This window comes from Ottowia thiooxydans DSM 14619 (genome assembly GCF_000422885.1).
Classification (GTDB): domain Bacteria; phylum Pseudomonadota; class Gammaproteobacteria; order Burkholderiales; family Burkholderiaceae_C; genus Ottowia; species Ottowia thiooxydans.
This window is the reverse complement of record NZ_AUGX01000009.1, coordinates 142,968-162,535: the sequence shown is the minus strand read 5'-3', so window position 1 is coordinate 162,535 and position 19,568 is coordinate 142,968. Positions and strand designations below refer to the sequence as shown.

Below are 19,568 nucleotides of genomic sequence, written 5' to 3'. Positions count from 1 at the left end.
AAATATTTCTCCTGATTTACGACGCCAACCGGAGCAACTCTGCTCCTTCGGTCACTTGTTCGCCCGGCGCAAAAAGCAGCTCGGCCACCACACCGTCTTGCGGTGCAGCAATAGTGTGCTCCATCTTCATGGCTTCCATCACCACCAGCAACTGACCTTTGCTCACTTTGTCGCCAGCCTTGACAGCGATGGAGACCACCTTGCCTGGCATCGGGGCGGTCAATCGCCCTGCTTCGGCGGCGCCTTCGCCCGCATGGGAAAGCACATCTAGCGTGGTGATCGTGGCCGCACCACGAGTACCAAATACGTGCCCGACCTCACCGGCCTTGTAAATCTGCACCACTTGACGGTCACCGCCAAAGCGGACATCTATGCGGCCTTCTGGTCCGGCACTGAACCCCAGTGGCTGCGCCTCATGCGCGCCCACCGCCAATTGCAAACCATCGTGCAGGTAGCGCAGCTTCGCCACCACTGGCTCACCTTTGTATTCGAAATCGAGCCGCCTCGACGCCGTACCATGTGAGCGGAAGCCATCACAACGGCTAAACGGGTCTTGGGTTTCGGCCTCGCGCTCTTCGAGCACAGTTTGCGCCACTGCGGCAGCCACCACCATCTGCGCACCGAGCTTGTCTTGCTTGAAAAGATGCTGGGATTCACGCTCGATCAGTGCGGTGTCCAGCTTGGCCTGGCTAAAAGATTCCGAACTCAGGACATGGCGCAGAAACTGCACATTGGTCTGCAAGCCAACAATGTGAGTGGCAGCCAAGGCAGCATCCAGTTTGGCCAGTGCTTCCTGCCGCGTTTCGCCCCAGACGATGAGCTTTGCAATCATGGAGTCATAGAACGGGCTGATGACATCGCCCTCCCGCACACCATCGTCCACGCGCACCACGTCGAACTCGAAACTCGAATGCGGCGGCTTGCGGTAAACCTTCAAGGCACCGGTAGCGGGCAGAAAATTCTTGTCCGGGTTTTCAGCGCAGATCCGCGCCTCAATGGCGTGGCCGTCAATCATCAGATCATCCTGCTCCAGAGGCAGCGGCTCGCCGCTCGCCACGCGCAGTTGCCATTCAACCAGATCGAGCCCCGTAATGGCCTCAGTGACCGGGTGCTCCACCTGCAAGCGTGTGTTCATTTCCATGAAGTAGAACTTCATCTGGTCTGGTCGCTCGTAACCACCCGGCTGCTCGACGATGAATTCCACCGTGCCGGCGCCTACGTAGCCCACCGCGCGGGCCGCGTTCACAGCGGCCTCGCCCATGGCCGCGCGAAGGCTCTCAGGCATTCCTGGTGCAGGCGCTTCCTCTAGCACTTTCTGGTGGCGGCGCTGCACCGAGCAATCACGCTCGAACAGGTAAACATAATTGCCATGCGCATCGCCAAAGACCTGGATCTCGATATGACGCGGGCGCTGTACGTATTTTTCGATCAGAACGGCGTCATCACCAAAGCTGTTAATGGCTTCGCGCTTGCACGATTCCAGCGCCGCAGAGAATTCTTCGCTCTTGTGCACCGCCCTCATGCCCTTGCCACCACCGCCCGCGCTGGCCTTGATCAACACGGGGTAGCCTATTTTGTCAGCCTCCCTGTGCAGCATGGCAGGATCTTGATCAGCGCCGTGATAGCCGGGAACCAGAGGCACGCTGGCGGATTCCATGAGGCGCTTGGATTCGGCCTTTAAACCCATCGCCTTGATGGCCGAAGCGGGCGGACCGATGAACACCAGGCCATTTTTTGCACAGGCCAGGGCGAACTCCTCGTTCTCGCTCAGAAACCCATAGCCTGGGTGGATCGCCTGTGCGCCCGTCGCGCGGGCCGCTTCCAGGATTCGCTCCCACTTCAGGTAGCTCTCTTTAGGAGAGCTGGCCCCTATGTGCACCGCCTCATCGCAGGCAGCCACGTGCTTCGAATGCGCGTCGGCGTCCGAATACACCGCCACGGTTTTCACGCCCATGCTGCGCGCGGTAGCCGCCACGCGGCAAGCGATTTCGCCACGATTGGCGATCAGGATCTTGTTAAACAAAGCTTTGTCTCCCCAGGTTGGCAGCGTTCATCAGGCGCTGCTTGATTCGAGCGGCGATGCACCAAAAAAACGGCGCAGTTTACGCACGACCGATATTAAAAACTTATAAAGCACCACCAGCAGCAGTGCAGAAATCAACAGCATCACGACCAGCGCAATGCCGAATGCGAGCGGATGTGTCGTCGCCAGCCACATCACCAGCACCACCAATCCGTCTTCGAAAAACGATGCCAGCCAATTTGAAAATGGCTCCGGCGAAGTATTAATGGCTGCACGCGTTGTGGCCTTGGTGGCAAATGACGTGGCGGCGAGCCCCCCGCCAAGCAAACCGGCCACCAAGCCCATCACGGCGGAGTCCGCGCCAAACACGCCAGCCGCCAGAAGAGCTCCACCTGGAATTCGAACCACGCTGTTGATCGAATCCCACATGCTGTCCACCCACGGAATCTTATCGGCGAAAAACTCAATCAAGACCATAAAACCACTGGCCGCCATGACCGCCGGGTGTGCGAGGAGGTGTAACCCAGGAGGAAGTGGCATCCACCCTGCGTAGCCCATAAGCCCAGTCAGAAAGACCACGGCGTACAGCCTGAAACCGCTGGCCCATCCAAGCGCAGCCGCCAGGGCCATGAGCGAGGCCATATCCATCTTGGCGACCACAGGCGCCACGGCGCCGCCCACAGCCGCACCTGCTTGCCCTACCGCATCGCCAATGGCGTGCGCCGTCTCCTGGCTGGGATGAATGCCCATGCCATGCAACCATTGCACGAGTTGTTGAATGAGCTCTTGCATGTGTGGCAGTGCTTAGAACGTGTTCATGCGCCTATCAGGACGCCAGCCAACTCGGTTTGCTCTTGTTCAGAAAGCTTTGTACGCCTTCCTTACCCTCATCCGACGCGCGGATGTCCGCGATCGCCTTCACGGTGTGATCGACGAGCAGGCGAGTGATGTCCCGGTCAGCCACATACTGCACCAACTTCTTGCATTCCTTGAGAGCGGTCGGGCTACCCGCCAGAAAGGCCGCGACCCAGGTGCTTACCGTGGCATCAAGCTGATCAGCGGGAACCACCTCATGCACAAAGCCGATGCGCAGCGCTTGCGCGGCATCAAATCGCTCGGCAGTCAGGAAGTAGCGGTGTGCCGCACGCGGCCCCATGGCCCGGATGACGTAGGGGCTAATGGTGGCAGGCGTCAAGCCGAGTTTGACCTCGCTCAGGCAGAAGTGAGCGGTATCCACGCTCACCGCCAGATCGCAAGCTGCCACAAGCCCCATGCCACCGGCATAGACGTCACCCTGCACGCGCGCGATGGTGGGCTTTGGGCATTCATAAATGGTACGCATCATGAAAGCCAGCTTTTCGGCATCGCGTTCGTTTTCCTCGCGCGAATAGTCGGCCATGCGCCGCATCCAGTTGAGATCAGCCCCAGCACAGAACGCCGGGCCTTCGGCCATGAGAACGATTGCCCGCACCTGCGGATCGTCGCCTAGCTGCGAGAACGCTTCGGACAGATCAGCGATCACTTCCTCGTTGAATGCGTTGCGCAACGCAGGGCGGCTCAGCACCACCGTAGCAACCTGGTTCTTCACAGAAGTTCGGATGGCGGATGTGGTCATGACTGTGTGGACTCCTCTTGCAGCATATAAACCAGGTCGAGTTCAGGGATCGTTCGGCCTAGCGCGGTAAGCGCCGCCGTGACCTGGCCACGGTGGTGCGTCCCATGATTAAAAACGTGCGCCAACGTGACCGAAAACGGCAAATTGGCCGGCTGACCACGCATGGTCATGTAGTTCAGATTGCCTTCAAAGCGCTCCGCGGGCCAGCTTTGAATCAACGAGGGCCACGCCTGCGCCCCCGCAATCAGCCGCTCTTTCAAGCGAAGACGGTCAGTCTCCAGCTCCTCATCCAGGGATAAACGCGGAGACCGGCCTTCCGAGAAGCGCACATACCAGAGGTGGTGCTCGCCCAACAGCAAGTGATTGAGCGTGCGGTGAATGCTCTTGAAAAAGAGCCCCACATCCCGGCGATAAACGTCTTCAGGCAGCTCGTCTACGGAGGCAAATAACCGCCGTGTAGCCCACATGTTGTAGCGGGCCAAGGTGGAGAAATGCTGCGACCAGGAAGGCATGGCTACATACGGAAAATACCGAACTTCACGTCTTCTATGGGTGCGTTCTGGGATGCGGACAAACCCAGCGCCAGCACACGGCGAGTGTCTGCCGGATCGATCACGCCATCGTCCCACAGGCGGGCGCTGGCATAGTAGGGGTGGCCCTGGGTTTCGTACTGCTGGAGAACAGGCGCCTTGAAAGCCGCTTCCTCTTCGGCACTCCACTGGCCGCCCTTGGCTTCGATCCCATCACGCTTGACGGTGGCCAGCACACTTGCTGCCTGCTCGCCCCCCATGACGCTGATGCGCGCATTCGGCCACATCCACAGGAAGCGTGGCGAGTAGGCACGACCACACATGCCATAGTTCCCGGCGCCAAAGCTACCGCCAATGATTACAGTGAATTTGGGCACATTCACCGTGGCCACCGCCGTCACCAGTTTGGCGCCATGGCGCGCAATGCCTTCGTTCTCGTACTTGCGGCCAACCATGAACCCCGTAATGTTCTGCAGGAAGATCAGCGGAATCTTGCGCTGCCCACACAGTTCGATGAAGTGAGCGCCCTTTTGCGCACTCTCGGAGAACAGGATTCCATTGTTCGCGACAATCCCGACCGGCATCCCCTCAATATGAGCGAAGCCGCATACCAGCGTGGTGCCGAACCGCACCTTGAACTCATGAAATTCCGAACCATCAACGATGCGGGCAATGATTTCCCGCACATCAAATGGTTTGCGCGTGTCTGTGGGAATCACGCCATATAGCTCTTCAGCAGCGAATTTAGGCGCACTAGGAGTGCGCAGGTCGCCGGAAGGTACTTTTTTCCGGTTCAGATTGGAAACCACCTGCCGCGCCAGCGCGAGCGCATGCATGTCGTTTTGCGCCAGATGATCTGCCACGCCAGACAGGCGCGTATGCACATCCCCGCCACCCAGGTCCTCGGCCGTGACCTCTTCACCCGTCGCAGCCTTCACCAAGGGAGGGCCACCCAGGAAAATCGTGCCCTGGTTCTTGACGATGATGCTCTCGTCACTCATGGCGGGCACATACGCACCACCTGCCGTACAGCTCCCCATGACAACAGCGATCTGCGCAATCCCCTTGGCGCTCATATTGGCCTGGTTGTAGAAGATGCGCCCGAAATGATCTCGATCAGGAAACACGTCGTCCTGTTGGGGCAGGTTAGCGCCGCCCGAGTCAACCAGGTAGATACAGGGCAAACGGTTGGCATCCGCAATTTCCTGCGCGCGCAGATGCTTTTTCACTGTCATGGGGTAGTAAGTGCCACCCTTGACCGTGGCATCGTTGCACACGATCATGCAGTCGACCCCACTGACTCGCCCAATTCCGGCCACCATACCGGCCGAAGGTGCATCCCCGCCGTACATGCCCATTGCAGCCAGCGGCGCAATCTCCAAAAAAGGCGTGCCGGGATCCAGCAGCATCTGCACCCGGACGCGAGGCAGCAACTTGCCCCGATCAGTGTGCTTCTTGCGTGCGGCCTCTCCGCCTCCTTCGGCCATCTTCGCGACCTGCTCCTTCAGATCTTCCACCAGCGCTCGCATGGCAGTGGAATTAGCCTGAAACTCTGCAGAACGGGCATTGAGTTTGGTCTCTAGCATCGTCATGGTCTGTCTGCTTCGCTTTGTCTCTATTGTTTGGGAACGCCTCAAGGATAGCTCGCGCAGCTGACACGCAGCGCGCTGGCACATAGCCTGAGCTATCGGTACGGGATTTGTATTGTGACCGGAGGAAGCGGGGCCAACACCTCAAACGCAAAAAGAAATAGGGGTCAGAGCCCTATTTTTCATTCCGAATTTGGCTCCTGAATTCCCTATGCCGAGATGACACCCCATCGCCGGCCAACGGAAAAAGGCTCGCGCACGTCGACTCATCGAATAACAAAGCCCGCAGTGCGGTGATTCCGTGGCCTCTTGACATTCATCGCATCATGAAACATCATAAGTTACATGAAACGCAATAGCCGACTTTCGTCTGTCCTGCATGCGCTGCTGCACATGGCAGAACAGGATGGGCCCGTCACTTCAGACTTCCTGGCCAAGTGCCTGCATACCAACCCGGTCGTTGTCCGACGCACCATGGCCTACCTGCGGGATGCAGGCATCGTCACCTCAGATCGCGGTCACGCGGGCGGGTGGCGCATCAAGGCCGATCTTTCTTCCCTCACCCTGCGCCAACTACATGAAACGCTGGGCGAGCCGACCATGTTTGCCATCGGCAACAGCAACGACCATCCGCAATGTTTGGTTGAGCAATCGGTGAATGCCGCACTAGAGGGCACGCTCGCTGAAGCTGAAACGCTGCTGCTGAAGCGCTTCTCCGAAATCACCCTCGCCGATCTGGCCAAAGACTTTGCCCGTCGGCACGCGGCAGAACGCCAAAAAAGGAATTAAGCATGAATCACGATGTCATCGTCATAGGCGGTAGCTACGCAGGAATGGCGGCAACCCTTCAGCTGCTCCGAGCCCACAAAACTGTGCTGGTCATAGATGCGGGCCAACGGCGCAATCGCTTTGCCAGCCATTCACATGGGTTTATCGGCCAAGATGGCGTCAACCCGGGAGAAATCGCCGCGAAGGCGCGCAGCCAACTTCAAGCCTACCCAACGCTGTCATGGATTGAAGCCCAGGCCTCCGCCATCTCTGGTCAACTGGACAGCTTCACCGTCACCACTGCCAGCGGAGAGTCTCACTACGCACGCCGAATCTTGCTCGCCATCGGCGTGGCGGACCAGTTGCCGGAGGTTAAGGGACTCGCCGAACGCTGGGGTCAATCGGTGTTCGCCTGCCCGTACTGTCACGGGTACGAACTCCACCGAGGCCGGGTCGGCATCATCGGCTCCAACCCCATGTCGATCCACCAGGCGGAGCTTCTCACTGAGTGGGGGCAAGTCACCCTTTTTGTGAACGGCGCGTTGGCTGTTGACGATCAAGCTCGGGGCAAGCTGGAGGCGCGCGGAGTGGAGATCGAGGAGCCCCTGATCGACAGGATAGAAGGGAATGCTGATGTGGTCTTGATCGACGGACGGACGCAACGTTTCGCAGGCCTCTTCACCGCAACGCGCACATCACCCGCCAGTACGCTGGCCGACTCCATGGGTTGCGTCCTGGAAGAAACACCAATAGGCATTCAAGTACGCACGGGTGCAGAAAACAAGACTTCGGTGCCCGGCGTTTTTGCTTGTGGTGACCTGGCGCGGGTACCTCATTCGGTATCGCTGGCCGTGGGCAGCGGCGCGATGGCTGGTGCGCAAGTACACCGATCACTCGTTTGGCCAGACACGATGCTGCCGGTACAGGCAAGCATTAAATCTGCATGAACTCACACTTTGATCACACGGCTGCGTCCGGTTACGCCGAGAGGACTGCACGACTCGTTCCCGGGCTTAGAGACCTGCACAAGATGGCTTGTGTTTTGATGGACGAACGAGCCCACTCCAAGGCGCGTGTTCTGGTGCTCGGCGCTGGAGGAGGCCTTGAGCTGAAGGCCTTCGCAGAAATGCAGCCAGATTGGCGATTCGATGGTGTAGACCCATCTGGAGAAATGCTTGAGCAAGCCCGCAGCACGCTGGGCCCCCTGGCTTCCCGGGTACAGTGGCACGAAGGCTATATCGACAGCGCCCCTCCTGGGCTCTTCGACGCAGCGACTTGCCTGCTAACCCTGCACTTCCTTCCCGCCACTGAACGCCGCAAGACACTAGAAGCCATGCGCACTCGGCTCAAGCCTGGTGCCCCTTTGGTTGTCGCGCACCACAGTTTCCCCAACCACGGCAAGGAGCAAGACAAGTGGCTCGTGCGCAATGCCGCACTCGCCATAGCCTCAGGGGTACCGGTCGCCCAGGCTGAGGGCAGCATCGCGGCCATCAAGGAGCGACTACCTGTCCTTTCGCCGGAGCAGGATTCCGAACTGCTCCATGAAGCCGGATTCACGGGCGTAGAGATGTTTTACAGCGCGTTTACCTTCAAGGGGTGGGTCGCTCTAGCACCGTAGCACCGTCCTTGACCGCATGACAGCGGAAGGTTCAGGGCCGCGGCAGAAACAACTTGGTGGCTTCTTTCCTGAAAATGCGCTGAGGTGAAAAAAGCGTGTTCATGACCCGGTGTGGCATGTCCGGAAGAGGGATGGCATGACAGCTCTCACCAACGTAGAACCGGAATGAGCCTTTGATGGTCCGGCTGACTTTTAAAAGCGCCGCCAGCCCCACATCTGGGTAGTCAAGGTTTCCAACGAACAGGCCCACCCCACCAGTCTGGAACTCTTGAAGAATCCCGACACCCTCGATGGCAACAATGCGGTTTTTTCCTCCCCTACGAAACTCGCTCTCGAAGGAAAAGTCGATAAAGCCGGGAACCTCCTGCGTCCGGGATATCGCGGTAGATGCATCGTGAAGAATCAAACGGGTGGATTCACGCACTGGGCTGCGCAGAAGGGTGAAGTACATCTTGCCCGTCTGGTGGTTTCCGTATTGGAGCCAGGCAGAGCCACCGCCCAAACCCCATTTCCAGGTGTTAACCGAATCAGGCTGGATACACGCAGCCGTGCTGGCCAGGGGAATCGCCATGCCGAAGACGAACCAAGCGTACGCAAGAAAAAGTCGCATTTTTAGACGGCGCGGTGCTCTTCATCAAGTCCAGAGAACAGGGGCAAGCGGACCTCAGGGGTTTTGTCGGCCGCCCAGGCAAACGCCACGCCTTTCGTTAAGAAGTCGCTCCTGCTTCTGAATTTCAAGGAGGAAGGGCATGTCTTTTCCGTCATCGGCGCGAAGGAAAAGCACATTCGCTTCCAACATGGCAATCTTGGCCTTGACGGCCTCAGTGCATGGCGGCGAGATGTTCGCCCTTTTGGCCAACTGCCTCAAGGACGGAATGAACTTCTCGATGTTGTCATCGTCGCCCTCTCGGGACAAACGCAAAGCGCGCTTGTTCAGCTCGACAAACTCAAGCATATAGGCCTTGTCCTCGGGAGTCTCCGCCCTTGCCGACACGGCGGCCACCATAAGTGTCAGGGACAGGAGAGCCAGTGTGAATTTCTTGGTCAAGCGTGTGACTCCGACGATCATCGAATATACCGAGAGGGATTGGGAGATTGACTTACCCCTCTCAGCGCCCTGCCAACGTCGTGGCAGTAAGGTCCGCCCACCAGGAGAGCGACGGAATGAGAAATAGCGGGCCCGCCGATGAACAGATCACCAAACAAGCTCATCAGAGAAGCTTTTCGGTACTGATTCGAGCAACCAGTTAGCTGGGTAGAGATGGGTGGTCTATGACATAGCCACCGAAATCCTCATCGCAATGAACGCAGGATTCGAGAAATGCGGACATTGATGGCGCATGAAGCCAAGCCAGACCCATGTTTTCATCGAGAAGAGCCGCGGCTTTTTCTTCCACACTCATCTCGGTGAAGCCCTCTATCTCGAACTCCTCTGCGAACGCCTCTACGCTCTCGCTACCTGCATACATCTCATGGTCCAAGCTTGCAACATACCCGGCTTTGGGACCGACCAGGACCACCACATAAGAGTCGCCACCATATCCAGCGCCAATGGGAAGGAACACACCACCAAAGGTTCCTTCTTCCTTGATGGCAGTTTCAAGGTCGTAGAGTTCGTTTTCTCTGGCCAGGCCGAAAAGCGCCCTTAGATCTGGGTAAGCAGACGGTTCGTCTTGTTCTTCATGCTCTTCAAGGAACTGCTGCGCATCATCAGCGTAGCCGGCCATTGCTCGGAAGACGAGTCCGTTTTGACTCATAAGAAATCTTCGGTAGTCTTCAGGAATAGGTAGTTCTTTGCACAAAGCCTCAAGGCGGCTACTCGGCGGAAGTGGAAATCCAAACGGGTTTGGAAATCTGATGCGCATAGGATTCTTTCAAAATCAAATAAGAGATCAGCGCAACGGTTTCCGCAAGTCCTGCAGGAGAAGTCACACAACGCGAGATATTCTAGGCATCGCTTCCTAGGAAATTTGCCTTGTAATCCAGGTTTCCCACTTCTCTTTTGTGCATAACTGCACGGATAAGAAGCTCTTGAGTTTCCGCCATCACATTCGCGTTTTATCTGTATTTTTCACCAGGGCAACGAGTTTGGTTAAAGAGGGTTGCAGGTTTCTACAGACTGCCCGGCCGGGCGCCACGCCCAAATCAAACAAGCCCGCACACCAATCAAGCCAGAGGTCCATATCAAGATTGGAAGCACCGGCTCAGAAGCGAGGCGGGCCCAGTTCATCAAGTCCCGATTTGGATTGTTGATCGGTACCGGATGAGATCAATGCTGAATGAGATGGGTGAACCTATTCGCCGCTGAAGTTCCATGTCGAGTTAGTGTTTCCCGTCGAAGGCCCATACCTCCACCTCAACCAATGCATCCCGAGATAACTCTGAAACACCCACCGTGGTACGAGCCGGCAAGTGCTCTCCAAAAAAATGGGAATAGATCGTGTTCATCACCTCACGATCGCTCATCTTGCGCAAATAGATATTCACCTTTGCCACTGCAGTCAATGGCACGCTTTCCTGCTCAAGTACATGCCGTACGTTCTTGAGGCACTGCGAAAACTGTTCAGGAAACGCGTCACTGACAAGTTTTTCCCCAATTCTTCCCGTCTGGCCCGAAACGATGACCCAGCCGCCCGCACGAAAAGCGGGTGTGTTGTGGACTTTGCTCATGGTGTCTCCTCTGTGTTGGCAGGAACAGGGTTCGCAGAGACGCGCGGCAGCAAGTCCTCTGCTGTTTCGCGAACATGCACCTCCATAACCCGATAAGCGGCATCGCCGTCGCGAGAGCGAATAGCTTCGAGGATCTGGCGATGGTGCAACTGCTTGATCTTCAAGCGGCTAAGGTAAACCGCGCTTTCCTCTGTCGAAGCCTCTGCCTGCCGCAGGACGCTAGCCCGGTAGAAGAAGATCATTTTCCGGAGCGATTCGCACACCTGCTTTACATACGCATTTTTCGAAATGGAAAGGACAGACGAGTGAAAACTCGAATTGAGCTCGAATGCCGTCTGCTTATCTCCGTTTTCGATGGCTGCGTCGCAACGGTCAACGATACTGCTCAAGGCTGCCAACTGCGCCTCGCTGGCGTACTGAGCAGCATCTTGAGCGGCAACCGCTTCCAACGCAGCCCGGCAACGGTAAAGGTCGATGATGTCACCAGGTAACAGGCTCTTGACTTGGTAGCCGCCGTTGGCGAGTGGTATCAAGATGCCTTCCTGGTACATCTTGCGCATGGCTTCGCGTACCGGGGTGCGGCTCACATTCAACGCTTGCGCCCATTCGATATCCTTGAGGCGTTGCCCGGCCACAATTTCACCAGCGCCTATCTTTTTCCAGAGAATTTCATAGATCCGGTCGAAGAGGTGTTCTTTCTGAAGGTGTTGAGATTCGGTCATGGTTTAGGTTCTGCCTTTAAGCGATATCGTCGCATGAAGCGGCCCTGTCCTCTCCGTTCCAGATCGCCCCAGGAATACAGACAAACCCCTCGAAAAGCTTTCTACAGGTCCTGGCAAGGTTGGCATCCAGCAACTGGAAGGATTCACCCTCCCCACTCGTCCTGATGCCGATCTCCATCGTGCCGCTGGGGTGCTCGATCACTACCGCGCCGTCCTTAACCTCGCCCATAACGTCTGCCGCGGTCGTCCCTGCCATGGCGCACGCCGTTGCCAGCGCCATGGCGCCCGTCACTGAATGTGTGGCGTGGCAGTTGTAAGGAACGAAATCGCGAGAGGTAATGGTTCCACCGAAGCGTGGCGTGGAGATCAACATAGGTTTGGGCACGACAAGCTCCGTGCAATCCCCCATCCCCATGCGCAAGCCCGCTTCAACCCGAATTCCGTTCAGCCTTTTGATCAGTTCCAGGTCTGCATCCAACTCAGCCTTGGTTTCATGGCCGGTTTTGCCAACCGCGGAGGCAGGGATCAAAACAGCAGGTACGGCAACGTCAATGCAAGTCACTTCTATGCCGTCAATCTCTTCCTTCAGCTTGCCCGTTGGAAGGAGTTTTTTCGTCTTGCTGCCCACGGTGCCTGCGAAGTTTTGCCGGACCAGCGCCGCTGTCCCGGGGACACCGTCAATTGCGGCCGTGCCTTCATAGGTAACTTCGCCGTTGGGCGTCTCAAGTTCAACGGTGATCAGTGAGTCAGTGTTCAAGTTGTAGATCCGAACCGTTGTCTTTCCCGACTGATCTGCCTTGACTAGTCCCTTTTCGATGGCAAAAGGACCCAGCGCAGACAGCATGTTCCCGCAGTTGGAGGAGTAGTCCACGATGGGTGAATTGGGATTGATCTGGACGAACAAATAGTCGATGTCAACTTGAGGTCGTGTTGACTTGGACACGATTGCGACCTTACTGGTTAGCGACTCTGCACCGCCTACTCCATCTACCTGCCGAGGATGGGGAGAGCCCATGGCTGCAAGAAGCACGCGGTCCAGCACATCGCGGCTTCGTGGAAGGTCTTGGGCCAGGAAAAGAGGTCCTTTCGACGTACCGCCGCGGAAAAGAATGGCCGGGATCTTGGTTTGCATGGATGTCTCGGGTAGTGGCAAAACCACGATTGTAGCTATTTTTCAAAATTCAGGATACCGTATCCCGAATCCAAAAATAATGGTACATTTGCCAAAAATGGGATACGGTATCCCATTGAAACGAGGTGTCCCGCATGAATTTCCTCTCCCGCCAACTTCTGCTCGGCGTGTTTGCATTGCCGTTCACTGTCTGCGCGCTCGCGCAGACACCTTTTCCCGCTAAACCCATTACGCTCGTCGTTCCTTTTGCGCCTGGTGGAGGATCGGACGCGATTGCACGGGTGTTGGCCGTCAAACTTGGTGAACGCCTCAAGCAACCTGTCATCGTGGAAAACAAGCCAGGAGCTGGTGGAACGCTGGCGACGGCTCAGGTCGCTAGATCAAGCCCCGATGGCTACACCCTGCTGCTGGCGGACACGCCATTCACGGCGAATATTTCCGTTTATCCCAAACCCGGTTATTCAGCCCAGGACTTCACACCGATTGCCCTTGTCGCTTCGGTGCCATCCTTCATCGTCGTGGGCAAACAGGTCCCCGTAGAAAACTTGGGACAGCTGATCTCGCTTGCCAAGAAGGAGCCCGGCAAACTCAACATGGCTTCTGGAGGAGCTGGCGGCGTGGCCCATCTTGCCGCAGCCAGATTCGCACTAGCCACCGGCGTGGAATGGGCGCATGTCCCCTATCGCGGTATGTCGCCAGCCGTCGTCGGCGTGATGAGCGAGCAGGCCGATGTGATTTTTGCGACGGCGCCAACCGTGCTTCCTCAGTTGAAAAGCGGAAAAATCAAAACGCTAGCCATCACGTCGGCCTCGCGCTCTCCTTTTGCGCCAGAGGTTCCAAGCGTGGTGGAGCTTGGCCTGCCGCAATTGGTGTCGGACAACTGGTATGGCGTAGTGGCACCCAAGGGAACCCAGGCAGGGATCGTTAAAACCTTGCTGGACAACATCAACCAAGCCATGCGGGATCCGGACACGAGGTCTAAACTGACCGCGATGATGGCCACACCCACCACAGCCGCGACATCCCAGGAATTTGGGCGGCTGGTGGATAGTGAAGTGCTGGTCTGGGCCAAAACCGTCAGGGCCGCGCATATCAATGCCAATTGAATAAGTCCGGGCAGCCCCATATGAACACGCGTTGCTGACTTCCGGCTTAGCTAATGCCGATGAAAACCGCTCCTCTAGTGGCTCTGTTGCGGCCACGACTGAGGCGCTTAAACGCAACTGCGCATCAACATCAAGCCGGCACAGCCCCGCGCCCTGCTCTCGCCCTCGCAATGATTGTTTTCATGATCTGCGCCGTTCCATCGCCGATCTGAAAGCCCAGCACATCGCGCAATCTTTGCTCCATTGGCCCGCGGTCGTAACCGGCGTGGCCAAAACTCAACAGGCACTGGTGGATGCAGTCGTAGGCGAGCTTGGGTGCCCACCATTTGCACATCGCCGCCTCGGCACTGTGAGGCGCCCCCTGGTCCTTGAGCCAGAGTGCTTGCAGGCAAAGCAGGCGCGCAGCATTTACCTGTGTTTCGAAGTCCGCCAATGGATGCGAAACGCCCTGAAAGGCCGACAGCGGCTTACCGAATGCCTCCCTCTGCGCCGTATAGGCCCAGGTTTCTTCGAGCGCGACGCTCGCGACAGCCAGCACCTGCAGGCCGATAAGCGCGCGCGAAAAATCAAAGCCCTGCATCACCTGCACAAAGCCACGGTTCTCGTCGCCCAATCGGTGATCCAGCGGCACACGCACGTTCTCGAAGAAAAGCGACCCTCGGCCAATAGCACGTTGGCCGTGGCAATCGAAGCGGCTGCGCGTGAGACCCTGTGCGTCACCTGGCACCAGCACGGCCGTGACGCCGTGCGCGCCAGACTCCACGCTGCCGGTGCGGCCAAACACGATGATTGCGTCGGCCTGGTCAGCCGCTGAGATGGATGTCTTCTCGCCGTTGATGACATAGCCGTCTGCAGTGCGCTCCATGCGCAGACGCAGGTTGGCCGCGTCGGAGCCGCCCGAAGGTTCGGTGAGCGCGATGGCGATCAAGGCCTCGCCCTTGGTGAGCCGCTGCAACCAGGGTTTCGCCACCTCGGGTTGGCCGTAGTTCGCCAGGATTTGCCCGTTCAGCGAAGCCAGCAGGTTGATATAGGAAAGGCTTAGGTCAGCGCGCGCGATCTCCTCATGGATCACGCCAGCGGCCAGCGTTCCGGTGCCAAGCCCGCCCACCTCTTCCGGTAGCTCGGGCGCGATGAAGCCCAAGGCGCCCATCTCGCGCATCAGAGTACGGTCGAGCACGCGCGTTCTGTCGCGCTCCTGAAAACCCGGCGCCACGCGGCCCGTGGCGAAGCGACGCGCCTGCTCGCCCAACGCAGCCAGGTCGGCGTCGATGTAGGGGTTGTTGTACGGGGTCTGCATCGCACCTACTTTGCGTACTTGCGGAAATCGGGCTTGCGCTTTTCCTGTAGCGCCTTCACGCCTTCGCGCGATTCATCGGTTTCGTAGTAGAGCTTGAGCGCGTACATGCCCATGCCCGCAATGCCGGCCTGATGTGCGGTGTCCATGTTGAAGCTGCGCTTGGCAATGGCGATCGCCGTGGGGCTGCGCTCGCAGATTTCCTCGGCCCATTTCTGCACCTCGGCGTCCAGTTGCTCGTGTGGCACACACACGTTGGCCAGGCCCATCTCCACAGCTTCCTTGCCGCTGTAGCGCCGGCACAGATACCACATCTCGCGCGCCTTCTTCTCGCCGACCACGCGCGCCAGCAGCGCCGTACCGTAACCAGGATCGACCGAGCCCATCTTCGGGCCGGCCTGGCCGAAGATGGCCTTTTCCGAACAGATAGTGAGATCGCAGATGGTGCACAGCACGTTGCCACCGCCAATCGCATAGCCCTGCACGCGCGCGATCACTGGCTTGGGCACGTCTCGGATGGCCTGGTGCAACTCTTCCATCGGCAGGCCGATGGTGCCGCGCCCATCGTAGTTGCCGTCGTGCGCCGACTGATCGCCGCCCGTGCAGAACGCGCGGTCTCCGGCGCCGGCCAGCACTATGGCGCCCACCTCTCGGTCATAGCCCGCCTTGTGCAGTGCCTTGATGAGCTCGTCGCAGGTCGTGCCACGGAAGGCGTTCATCTTGTCCGGGCGATTGATGGTGATCCACGCGACGCCGTTGCGCACTTCGTAGAGGATGTCTTCGAATTTCATGGGATGGTCTCCTTGTGTTGGCGTGTGGAAGGCCGCTCAGCCCGCCATCGTGAGTCCGCCCGAGACGCTGAGCACCTGCCCCGTCACATAAGCGGCGTCGTCGCTGGCGAAGAAAAGGATGGCGCCCGGCAGGTCGCTCGGCTGGCCAATGCGACCGAGCGGGATCGAACGGCGGAAGGCTTCTTCCAGCTTCTCGGGGTTACCCGCGCCAAGCTTGTAATCAGCGAAGAGCGCCGTGTCCGTGGGGCCGGGGCACACGACGTTCACCGTGATGTTGTGGCGAGAATGCTCGCGCGCCAGCGTCTTGGAGAATGACACGATGCCGCCCTTGCAGGCCGCATATACCGCCTCGCCCGAGGAGCCCACGCGCGCCGCGTCGGACGCGATATTGACGATGCGTCCTGCCTTGCGCTCGATCATGCCGGGCAGCACGGCGTGATGCATGTGCAGCGCGCCCTTCAGGTTGATGTCGATCAGCTTGTCCCACTGCTCAGGCTGTGTTTTCGTAAAGGGCATGAACACGTCCCATCCCGCGTTGTTGACGAGGATGTCGATCGGGCCAAGTTCAGCTATGGCCTTTGCCACCGCCGCGTCGACAGCCGCTCGCACGGTGATGTCACACTCGAAGGCCTGTGCCTGCCCTCCTGCGTCAATGACCTGCTGCGCTGTACGTTGCGCAGACGCCAGATCACGATCGAACACCGCAACGCGCGCGCCCTCTTGGGCAAAGCGCAAACACGTTGCGCCGCCGATGCCGCCGCCACCGCCGGTGATCACTGCCGTTTTGCCAGCCAATCGTGTCATTTTTCAACCTTTCGTCTCTTTGATATTTATGTCAATATATATTCATATATTAGGCTTCATGCACGGGCGACGCAAGATCTCGAATCTCGTCCACATACTACGGATTACCCTATGAACACTTCCTCAGAAACACGCTTGGACATTGCCAATCGGTTGTTCTTCCGACTTTATCAATGTGCCAACATGCTGCATAAAACGGGATCTCGCGCGATCGAGGCAGACGGTCTCACGACGCAGCAATGGGCTGTGCTCGGCGCGCTCTCGCGGCCGCAGACACCTAATGGCATGAAGCTGGGCGATCTCGCCCGATATCTCATGGTCAGCCGCCAGAACCTGTCCGGTGTCGTGGGGCGCCTTGAGCGCGACGGCCGCGTCGAGAGCGCCCCCGATCCGCAAGACGGCCGCTCACGCCTCATCCGCCTGACACCCGCGGGCAGCCACGTGTGGGAGCGTCGCGCTCTGCCCAAGATCCACGACTACTACGAGCAGGCGTTGGAGGGTTTCTCAGTCAACGACATGGTCCACACCGTGCACTATCTGCTGAAGATGCTGGACAACATGCAGAAGCTGGACAATCCGGATGTCGAGGGAGAAGACGGCGACGAGCTGTCATCCAAAACCTGACCGGGATCCAGCGCTCCCTCAAGGAGCGTGGACTTCACGCCAACGTGGATCCCCGGGCGGAATACGGGGTGAAGAGCTTTCACACGCCATCTCTTCGCTCCCCCACTCCGCCGCTTCTCTTACTTACCAGTCTTGGCGAACTCCGCGGACTGCTCCTTCACCACCTTGTCCACTTCTTCCGCATAGGCCGAAATCCAGTCTGACTGCGGTACCCACTTGGTACCGTCCCACATGTCGATGCGTGTCTTGCCACCGCCGCCGTGGTCCTTGGCGGTCACTGTCACGGGCGACATCAGGCCATTGGCGTCGAAGTTGCGCAGGCTCTCCATGCCGGCCTTGATCTTCGCGCCGTTAAGTGGCCAGCCATCCTTCTTGATGGCCGCGCGCGTGGCTTCGAACATCACCGAATACATGGCAAGGCCCGTGTTGTAGTAAATGTCGTCCAGGTTCTTCACGTCGCCATTACCCTTGCCGGTGCCATACAGGTCCTTAATGATCTGCTGGATCACGGCGTGGTTCTTGCCACCCACTACGTTAGTGCCGCGCTTCAGGCCTTTGGCTTCGGCCGCGCCGATATTGTTGATATCCACTTCGTTGAGCCAGTTCACCACGATGAGTTTTTCCATCGGGATGCCATTGCGTTTCATTTCCTTGGCAGCGACAACATGCATGGCTGAGAGGTTCCAGCTGATCACCCAGGCCGGATCGAAACGGCGAATCTGCGTCCACACCGCCGCTTGGTCTCGCCCAGGCATAGGGTTGGGGAATAGGCTCAGCTCGAAGCCTTCCTTGGCCGCCAGCGTCTTCAGGATCGGGATGGGCTCCTGCCCGAACGAGTAGTCGGGGTAGATGAAGCCGATCTTCACGCCCTTGAGGTTACCCTTGTGCTGCGTCTTGATGTAGGCAATGTCGTTAGCCACCTGCCCCCAGTACGTTGGGCCAATGGGGAAGATTTGCTTGAATACCTCGCCGTCCACCGCATCGCCGCGACCCACAAAGGATTGCAGCAAGATGTTCTTGTCTTCCATGACGCGCGGCAGCACCGCACGCGAGACTGGCGTAGACAGCATGTCAAACATGATCACGCCTTCGCGCTTCAGCTTCTCGTAACACTCGAGCCCGCGCTGCGGCTCATTACCGTGATCCTGGGCGATGATCTCGATCGGGTGGCCCTCGATGCCGCCCTTGGCGTTGAGAATGGCCGCGTAGTCCTTGGCCGCCTGCACGATCTGCGGCGTAACGAAGGTGTAGGCCTTGCTCAGGTCGTAGCACAGGCCGAACTTGACGGAGTTGCCCGCCTGCGCATGAGCCTGCACACCGCACAGGGCCAGCGCGAACGCCGCGACCCCTGATAACAACATTCGCTTCATGTCTCGTCTCCTGCGTACGGTGAATGATCCGTTGCAGCCGCCAAGTACGCGCGCTAGCGGCAACGTGTTGCTGAAACTACTGCTGCGCTTCTCAACTCAGCCAGCGCTTGCGCCGGCTGTAGTGTTTGATCTCGCGAAAATCCCGCCCGCCCGCACCACCCAGGTAAAACTCCTGAATGTCGGGGTTACGCTTCATGGTCTCGGCGCTGTCGTGCATGACGATTCGGCCGTTCTCCATCAAATAGCCGTGCGAGACCACCTCCAACGCGGCCAGCGCGTTCTGCTCGACCAACAGGACCGACAGGCCTTCCTGCTGGTTGATGCGCCGCACAATGTCAAAAATCTCTGCAACGAGGAATGGTGCGAGGCCCAGGCTCGGTTCGTCGAGCATCAACAGCTTGGGGCCTGTCATCAACGCGCGGCCAATCGCCAGCATCTGCTGCTCTCCTCCGGAGAGAAAACCTGACTGCGCGTCGCGCCGCTGCTTAAGACGCGGAAAATAGCCATAAACCATCTCACGCTTGCGTTCGGTCTCTGCCCGGTTACCGCCCGCGACGGAAGATGCAGCTGTGAGGTTTTCGTCGGCTGTGAGGTGCTCGAATACACGACGGCCTTCCAGCACCTGCACGATGCCCAACCGCACGCGTTGCTGTGGCGCCAGGCGCTGAATGTCACCACCCATGTAGTGCAGGTCGCCCCGCGTGACAAGTCCGCGCTCTGGTTTGAGCAGGCCGCTGATGGCCTTGAGCGTGGTGCTCTTGCCCGCGCCGTTGGCGCCGAGCAGCGCCACCATGCCGCCCAGAGGTACATCCAGCGACACGCCCTTGATGGCAAGTGCCACATGGTCGTAGATGACCTCGATGTTGTTAACACGAAGAATGTGTTCGGGATTCACAGTGCTACTCATGCGTC

At 58.4% G+C, this 19,568-nt stretch carries 21 protein-coding genes; 5 read left to right on the top strand and 16 right to left on the bottom strand.

Going from position 1 to position 19,568, the window contains the following annotated elements:
- Positions 1-16: 16 nt before the first annotated feature.
- Genes G518_RS0106700 through G518_RS0106680 form a run of 5 tightly spaced genes read right to left on the bottom strand, consistent with a single transcriptional unit; the run spans position 17 to position 5,760 of the window.
- Positions 17-2,023: an acetyl-CoA carboxylase biotin carboxylase subunit gene (locus tag G518_RS0106700; RefSeq protein ID WP_028601859.1), complete on the bottom strand. Its 2,007-nt coding sequence runs from the start codon at positions 2,021-2,023 to the stop codon at positions 17-19.
- Positions 2,024-2,053: 30 nt separating this feature from the next.
- A complete protein-coding gene (locus G518_RS0106695; RefSeq protein ID WP_028601858.1) occupies positions 2,054-2,815 on the bottom strand; it encodes a DUF4126 domain-containing protein in 762 nt (253 codons plus the stop codon).
- A 34-nt stretch (positions 2,816-2,849) separates the two neighbouring features.
- On the bottom strand, positions 2,850-3,638 hold the full coding sequence (locus G518_RS0106690) for an enoyl-CoA hydratase/isomerase family protein (RefSeq protein ID WP_028601857.1): 789 nt from the start codon (positions 3,636-3,638) through the stop codon (positions 2,850-2,852).
- Positions 3,635-4,150 carry a DinB family protein gene (locus G518_RS0106685; protein ID WP_028601856.1) on the bottom strand — a complete coding sequence of 172 codons (516 nt, stop codon included), beginning with the start codon at positions 4,148-4,150 and terminating at the stop codon, positions 3,635-3,637. The genes G518_RS0106690 and G518_RS0106685 overlap by 4 nt, the downstream gene beginning before the upstream one ends.
- A gap of 2 nt (positions 4,151-4,152) precedes the next feature.
- Complete coding sequence (locus tag G518_RS0106680; RefSeq protein ID WP_028601855.1) at positions 4,153-5,760, bottom strand: carboxyl transferase domain-containing protein; 1,608 nt, start codon at positions 5,758-5,760, stop codon at positions 4,153-4,155.
- A 342-nt stretch (positions 5,761-6,102) separates the two neighbouring features.
- Between G518_RS0106680 and G518_RS0106675 the strand changes: the two genes are divergently transcribed.
- Genes G518_RS0106675 through G518_RS0106665 form a run of 3 tightly spaced genes read left to right on the top strand, consistent with a single transcriptional unit; the run spans position 6,103 to position 8,143 of the window.
- Positions 6,103-6,546 carry an RrF2 family transcriptional regulator gene (locus G518_RS0106675; protein ID WP_028601854.1) on the top strand — a complete coding sequence of 148 codons (444 nt, stop codon included), beginning with the start codon at positions 6,103-6,105 and terminating at the stop codon, positions 6,544-6,546.
- Positions 6,547-6,548: 2 nt separating this feature from the next.
- Entirely contained in the window at positions 6,549-7,472 is a 924-nt protein-coding gene (locus G518_RS0106670) for an NAD(P)/FAD-dependent oxidoreductase (protein WP_028601853.1), read from the top strand.
- Positions 7,469-8,143, top strand: coding sequence for a class I SAM-dependent methyltransferase (locus G518_RS0106665; protein WP_028601852.1), 675 nt, complete (start codon positions 7,469-7,471; stop codon positions 8,141-8,143). Before G518_RS0106670 ends, G518_RS0106665 begins: the two co-directional genes overlap by 4 nt.
- A gap of 31 nt (positions 8,144-8,174) precedes the next feature.
- Here the strand turns inward: G518_RS0106665 and G518_RS0106660 are convergent, their stop codons facing one another.
- The 6 genes from G518_RS0106660 to G518_RS34180 form a co-directional block, all read right to left on the bottom strand.
- Positions 8,175-8,753: a hypothetical protein gene (locus G518_RS0106660; protein ID WP_028601851.1), complete on the bottom strand. Its 579-nt coding sequence runs from the start codon at positions 8,751-8,753 to the stop codon at positions 8,175-8,177.
- 54 nt (positions 8,754-8,807) lie between these two features.
- Positions 8,808-9,191 carry a hypothetical protein gene (locus tag G518_RS0106655; RefSeq protein WP_028601850.1) on the bottom strand — a complete coding sequence of 128 codons (384 nt, stop codon included), beginning with the start codon at positions 9,189-9,191 and terminating at the stop codon, positions 8,808-8,810.
- 199 nt (positions 9,192-9,390) lie between these two features.
- Complete coding sequence (locus tag G518_RS0106650; protein WP_156909303.1) at positions 9,391-9,900, bottom strand: hypothetical protein; 510 nt, start codon at positions 9,898-9,900, stop codon at positions 9,391-9,393.
- Between the two features lie 565 nt (positions 9,901-10,465).
- Positions 10,466-10,813: a RidA family protein gene (locus G518_RS34185; protein ID WP_036593796.1), complete on the bottom strand. Its 348-nt coding sequence runs from the start codon at positions 10,811-10,813 to the stop codon at positions 10,466-10,468.
- A complete protein-coding gene (locus G518_RS0106640) occupies positions 10,810-11,535 on the bottom strand; it encodes a GntR family transcriptional regulator (protein ID WP_028601848.1) in 726 nt (241 codons plus the stop codon). The genes G518_RS34185 and G518_RS0106640 overlap by 4 nt, the downstream gene beginning before the upstream one ends.
- A gap of 16 nt (positions 11,536-11,551) precedes the next feature.
- Positions 11,552-12,667, bottom strand: a complete 1,116-nt coding sequence (locus G518_RS34180; RefSeq protein WP_051236142.1) for a 4-oxalomesaconate tautomerase — start codon at positions 12,665-12,667, stop codon at positions 11,552-11,554.
- A gap of 134 nt (positions 12,668-12,801) precedes the next feature.
- Here G518_RS34180 and G518_RS0106630 point away from each other — a divergent pair, with 134 nt between their 5' ends.
- On the top strand, positions 12,802-13,773 hold the full coding sequence (locus G518_RS0106630; RefSeq protein ID WP_036593793.1) for a Bug family tripartite tricarboxylate transporter substrate binding protein: 972 nt from the start codon (positions 12,802-12,804) through the stop codon (positions 13,771-13,773).
- A gap of 130 nt (positions 13,774-13,903) precedes the next feature.
- On the opposite strand, the gene aliB is transcribed toward G518_RS0106630, so the two are convergent.
- Genes aliB through badH form a run of 3 tightly spaced genes read right to left on the bottom strand, consistent with a single transcriptional unit; the run spans position 13,904 to position 16,662 of the window.
- On the bottom strand, positions 13,904-15,070 hold the full coding sequence (gene aliB, locus G518_RS0106625; RefSeq protein ID WP_028601846.1) for a cyclohexanecarboxyl-CoA dehydrogenase: 1,167 nt from the start codon (positions 15,068-15,070) through the stop codon (positions 13,904-13,906).
- 5 nt (positions 15,071-15,075) lie between these two features.
- Complete coding sequence (gene badI / locus G518_RS0106620) at positions 15,076-15,858, bottom strand: 2-ketocyclohexanecarboxyl-CoA hydrolase (RefSeq protein WP_028601845.1); 783 nt, start codon at positions 15,856-15,858, stop codon at positions 15,076-15,078.
- Positions 15,859-15,894: 36 nt separating this feature from the next.
- Entirely contained in the window at positions 15,895-16,662 is a 768-nt protein-coding gene (gene badH / locus G518_RS0106615) for a 2-hydroxycyclohexanecarboxyl-CoA dehydrogenase (RefSeq protein ID WP_028601844.1), read from the bottom strand.
- 111 nt (positions 16,663-16,773) lie between these two features.
- Between badH and G518_RS0106610 the strand changes: the two genes are divergently transcribed.
- Entirely contained in the window at positions 16,774-17,286 is a 513-nt protein-coding gene (locus G518_RS0106610) for a MarR family winged helix-turn-helix transcriptional regulator (protein WP_028601843.1), read from the top strand.
- Between the two features lie 119 nt (positions 17,287-17,405).
- Here the strand turns inward: G518_RS0106610 and G518_RS0106605 are convergent, their stop codons facing one another.
- Together G518_RS0106605 and G518_RS0106600 are read right to left on the bottom strand one after the other, a co-directional pair.
- A complete protein-coding gene (locus tag G518_RS0106605; RefSeq protein WP_028601842.1) occupies positions 17,406-18,656 on the bottom strand; it encodes an ABC transporter substrate-binding protein in 1,251 nt (416 codons plus the stop codon).
- A gap of 91 nt (positions 18,657-18,747) precedes the next feature.
- Complete coding sequence (locus tag G518_RS0106600) at positions 18,748-19,563, bottom strand: ABC transporter ATP-binding protein (RefSeq protein ID WP_028601841.1); 816 nt, start codon at positions 19,561-19,563, stop codon at positions 18,748-18,750.
- Positions 19,564-19,568: the final 5 nt, after the last annotated feature.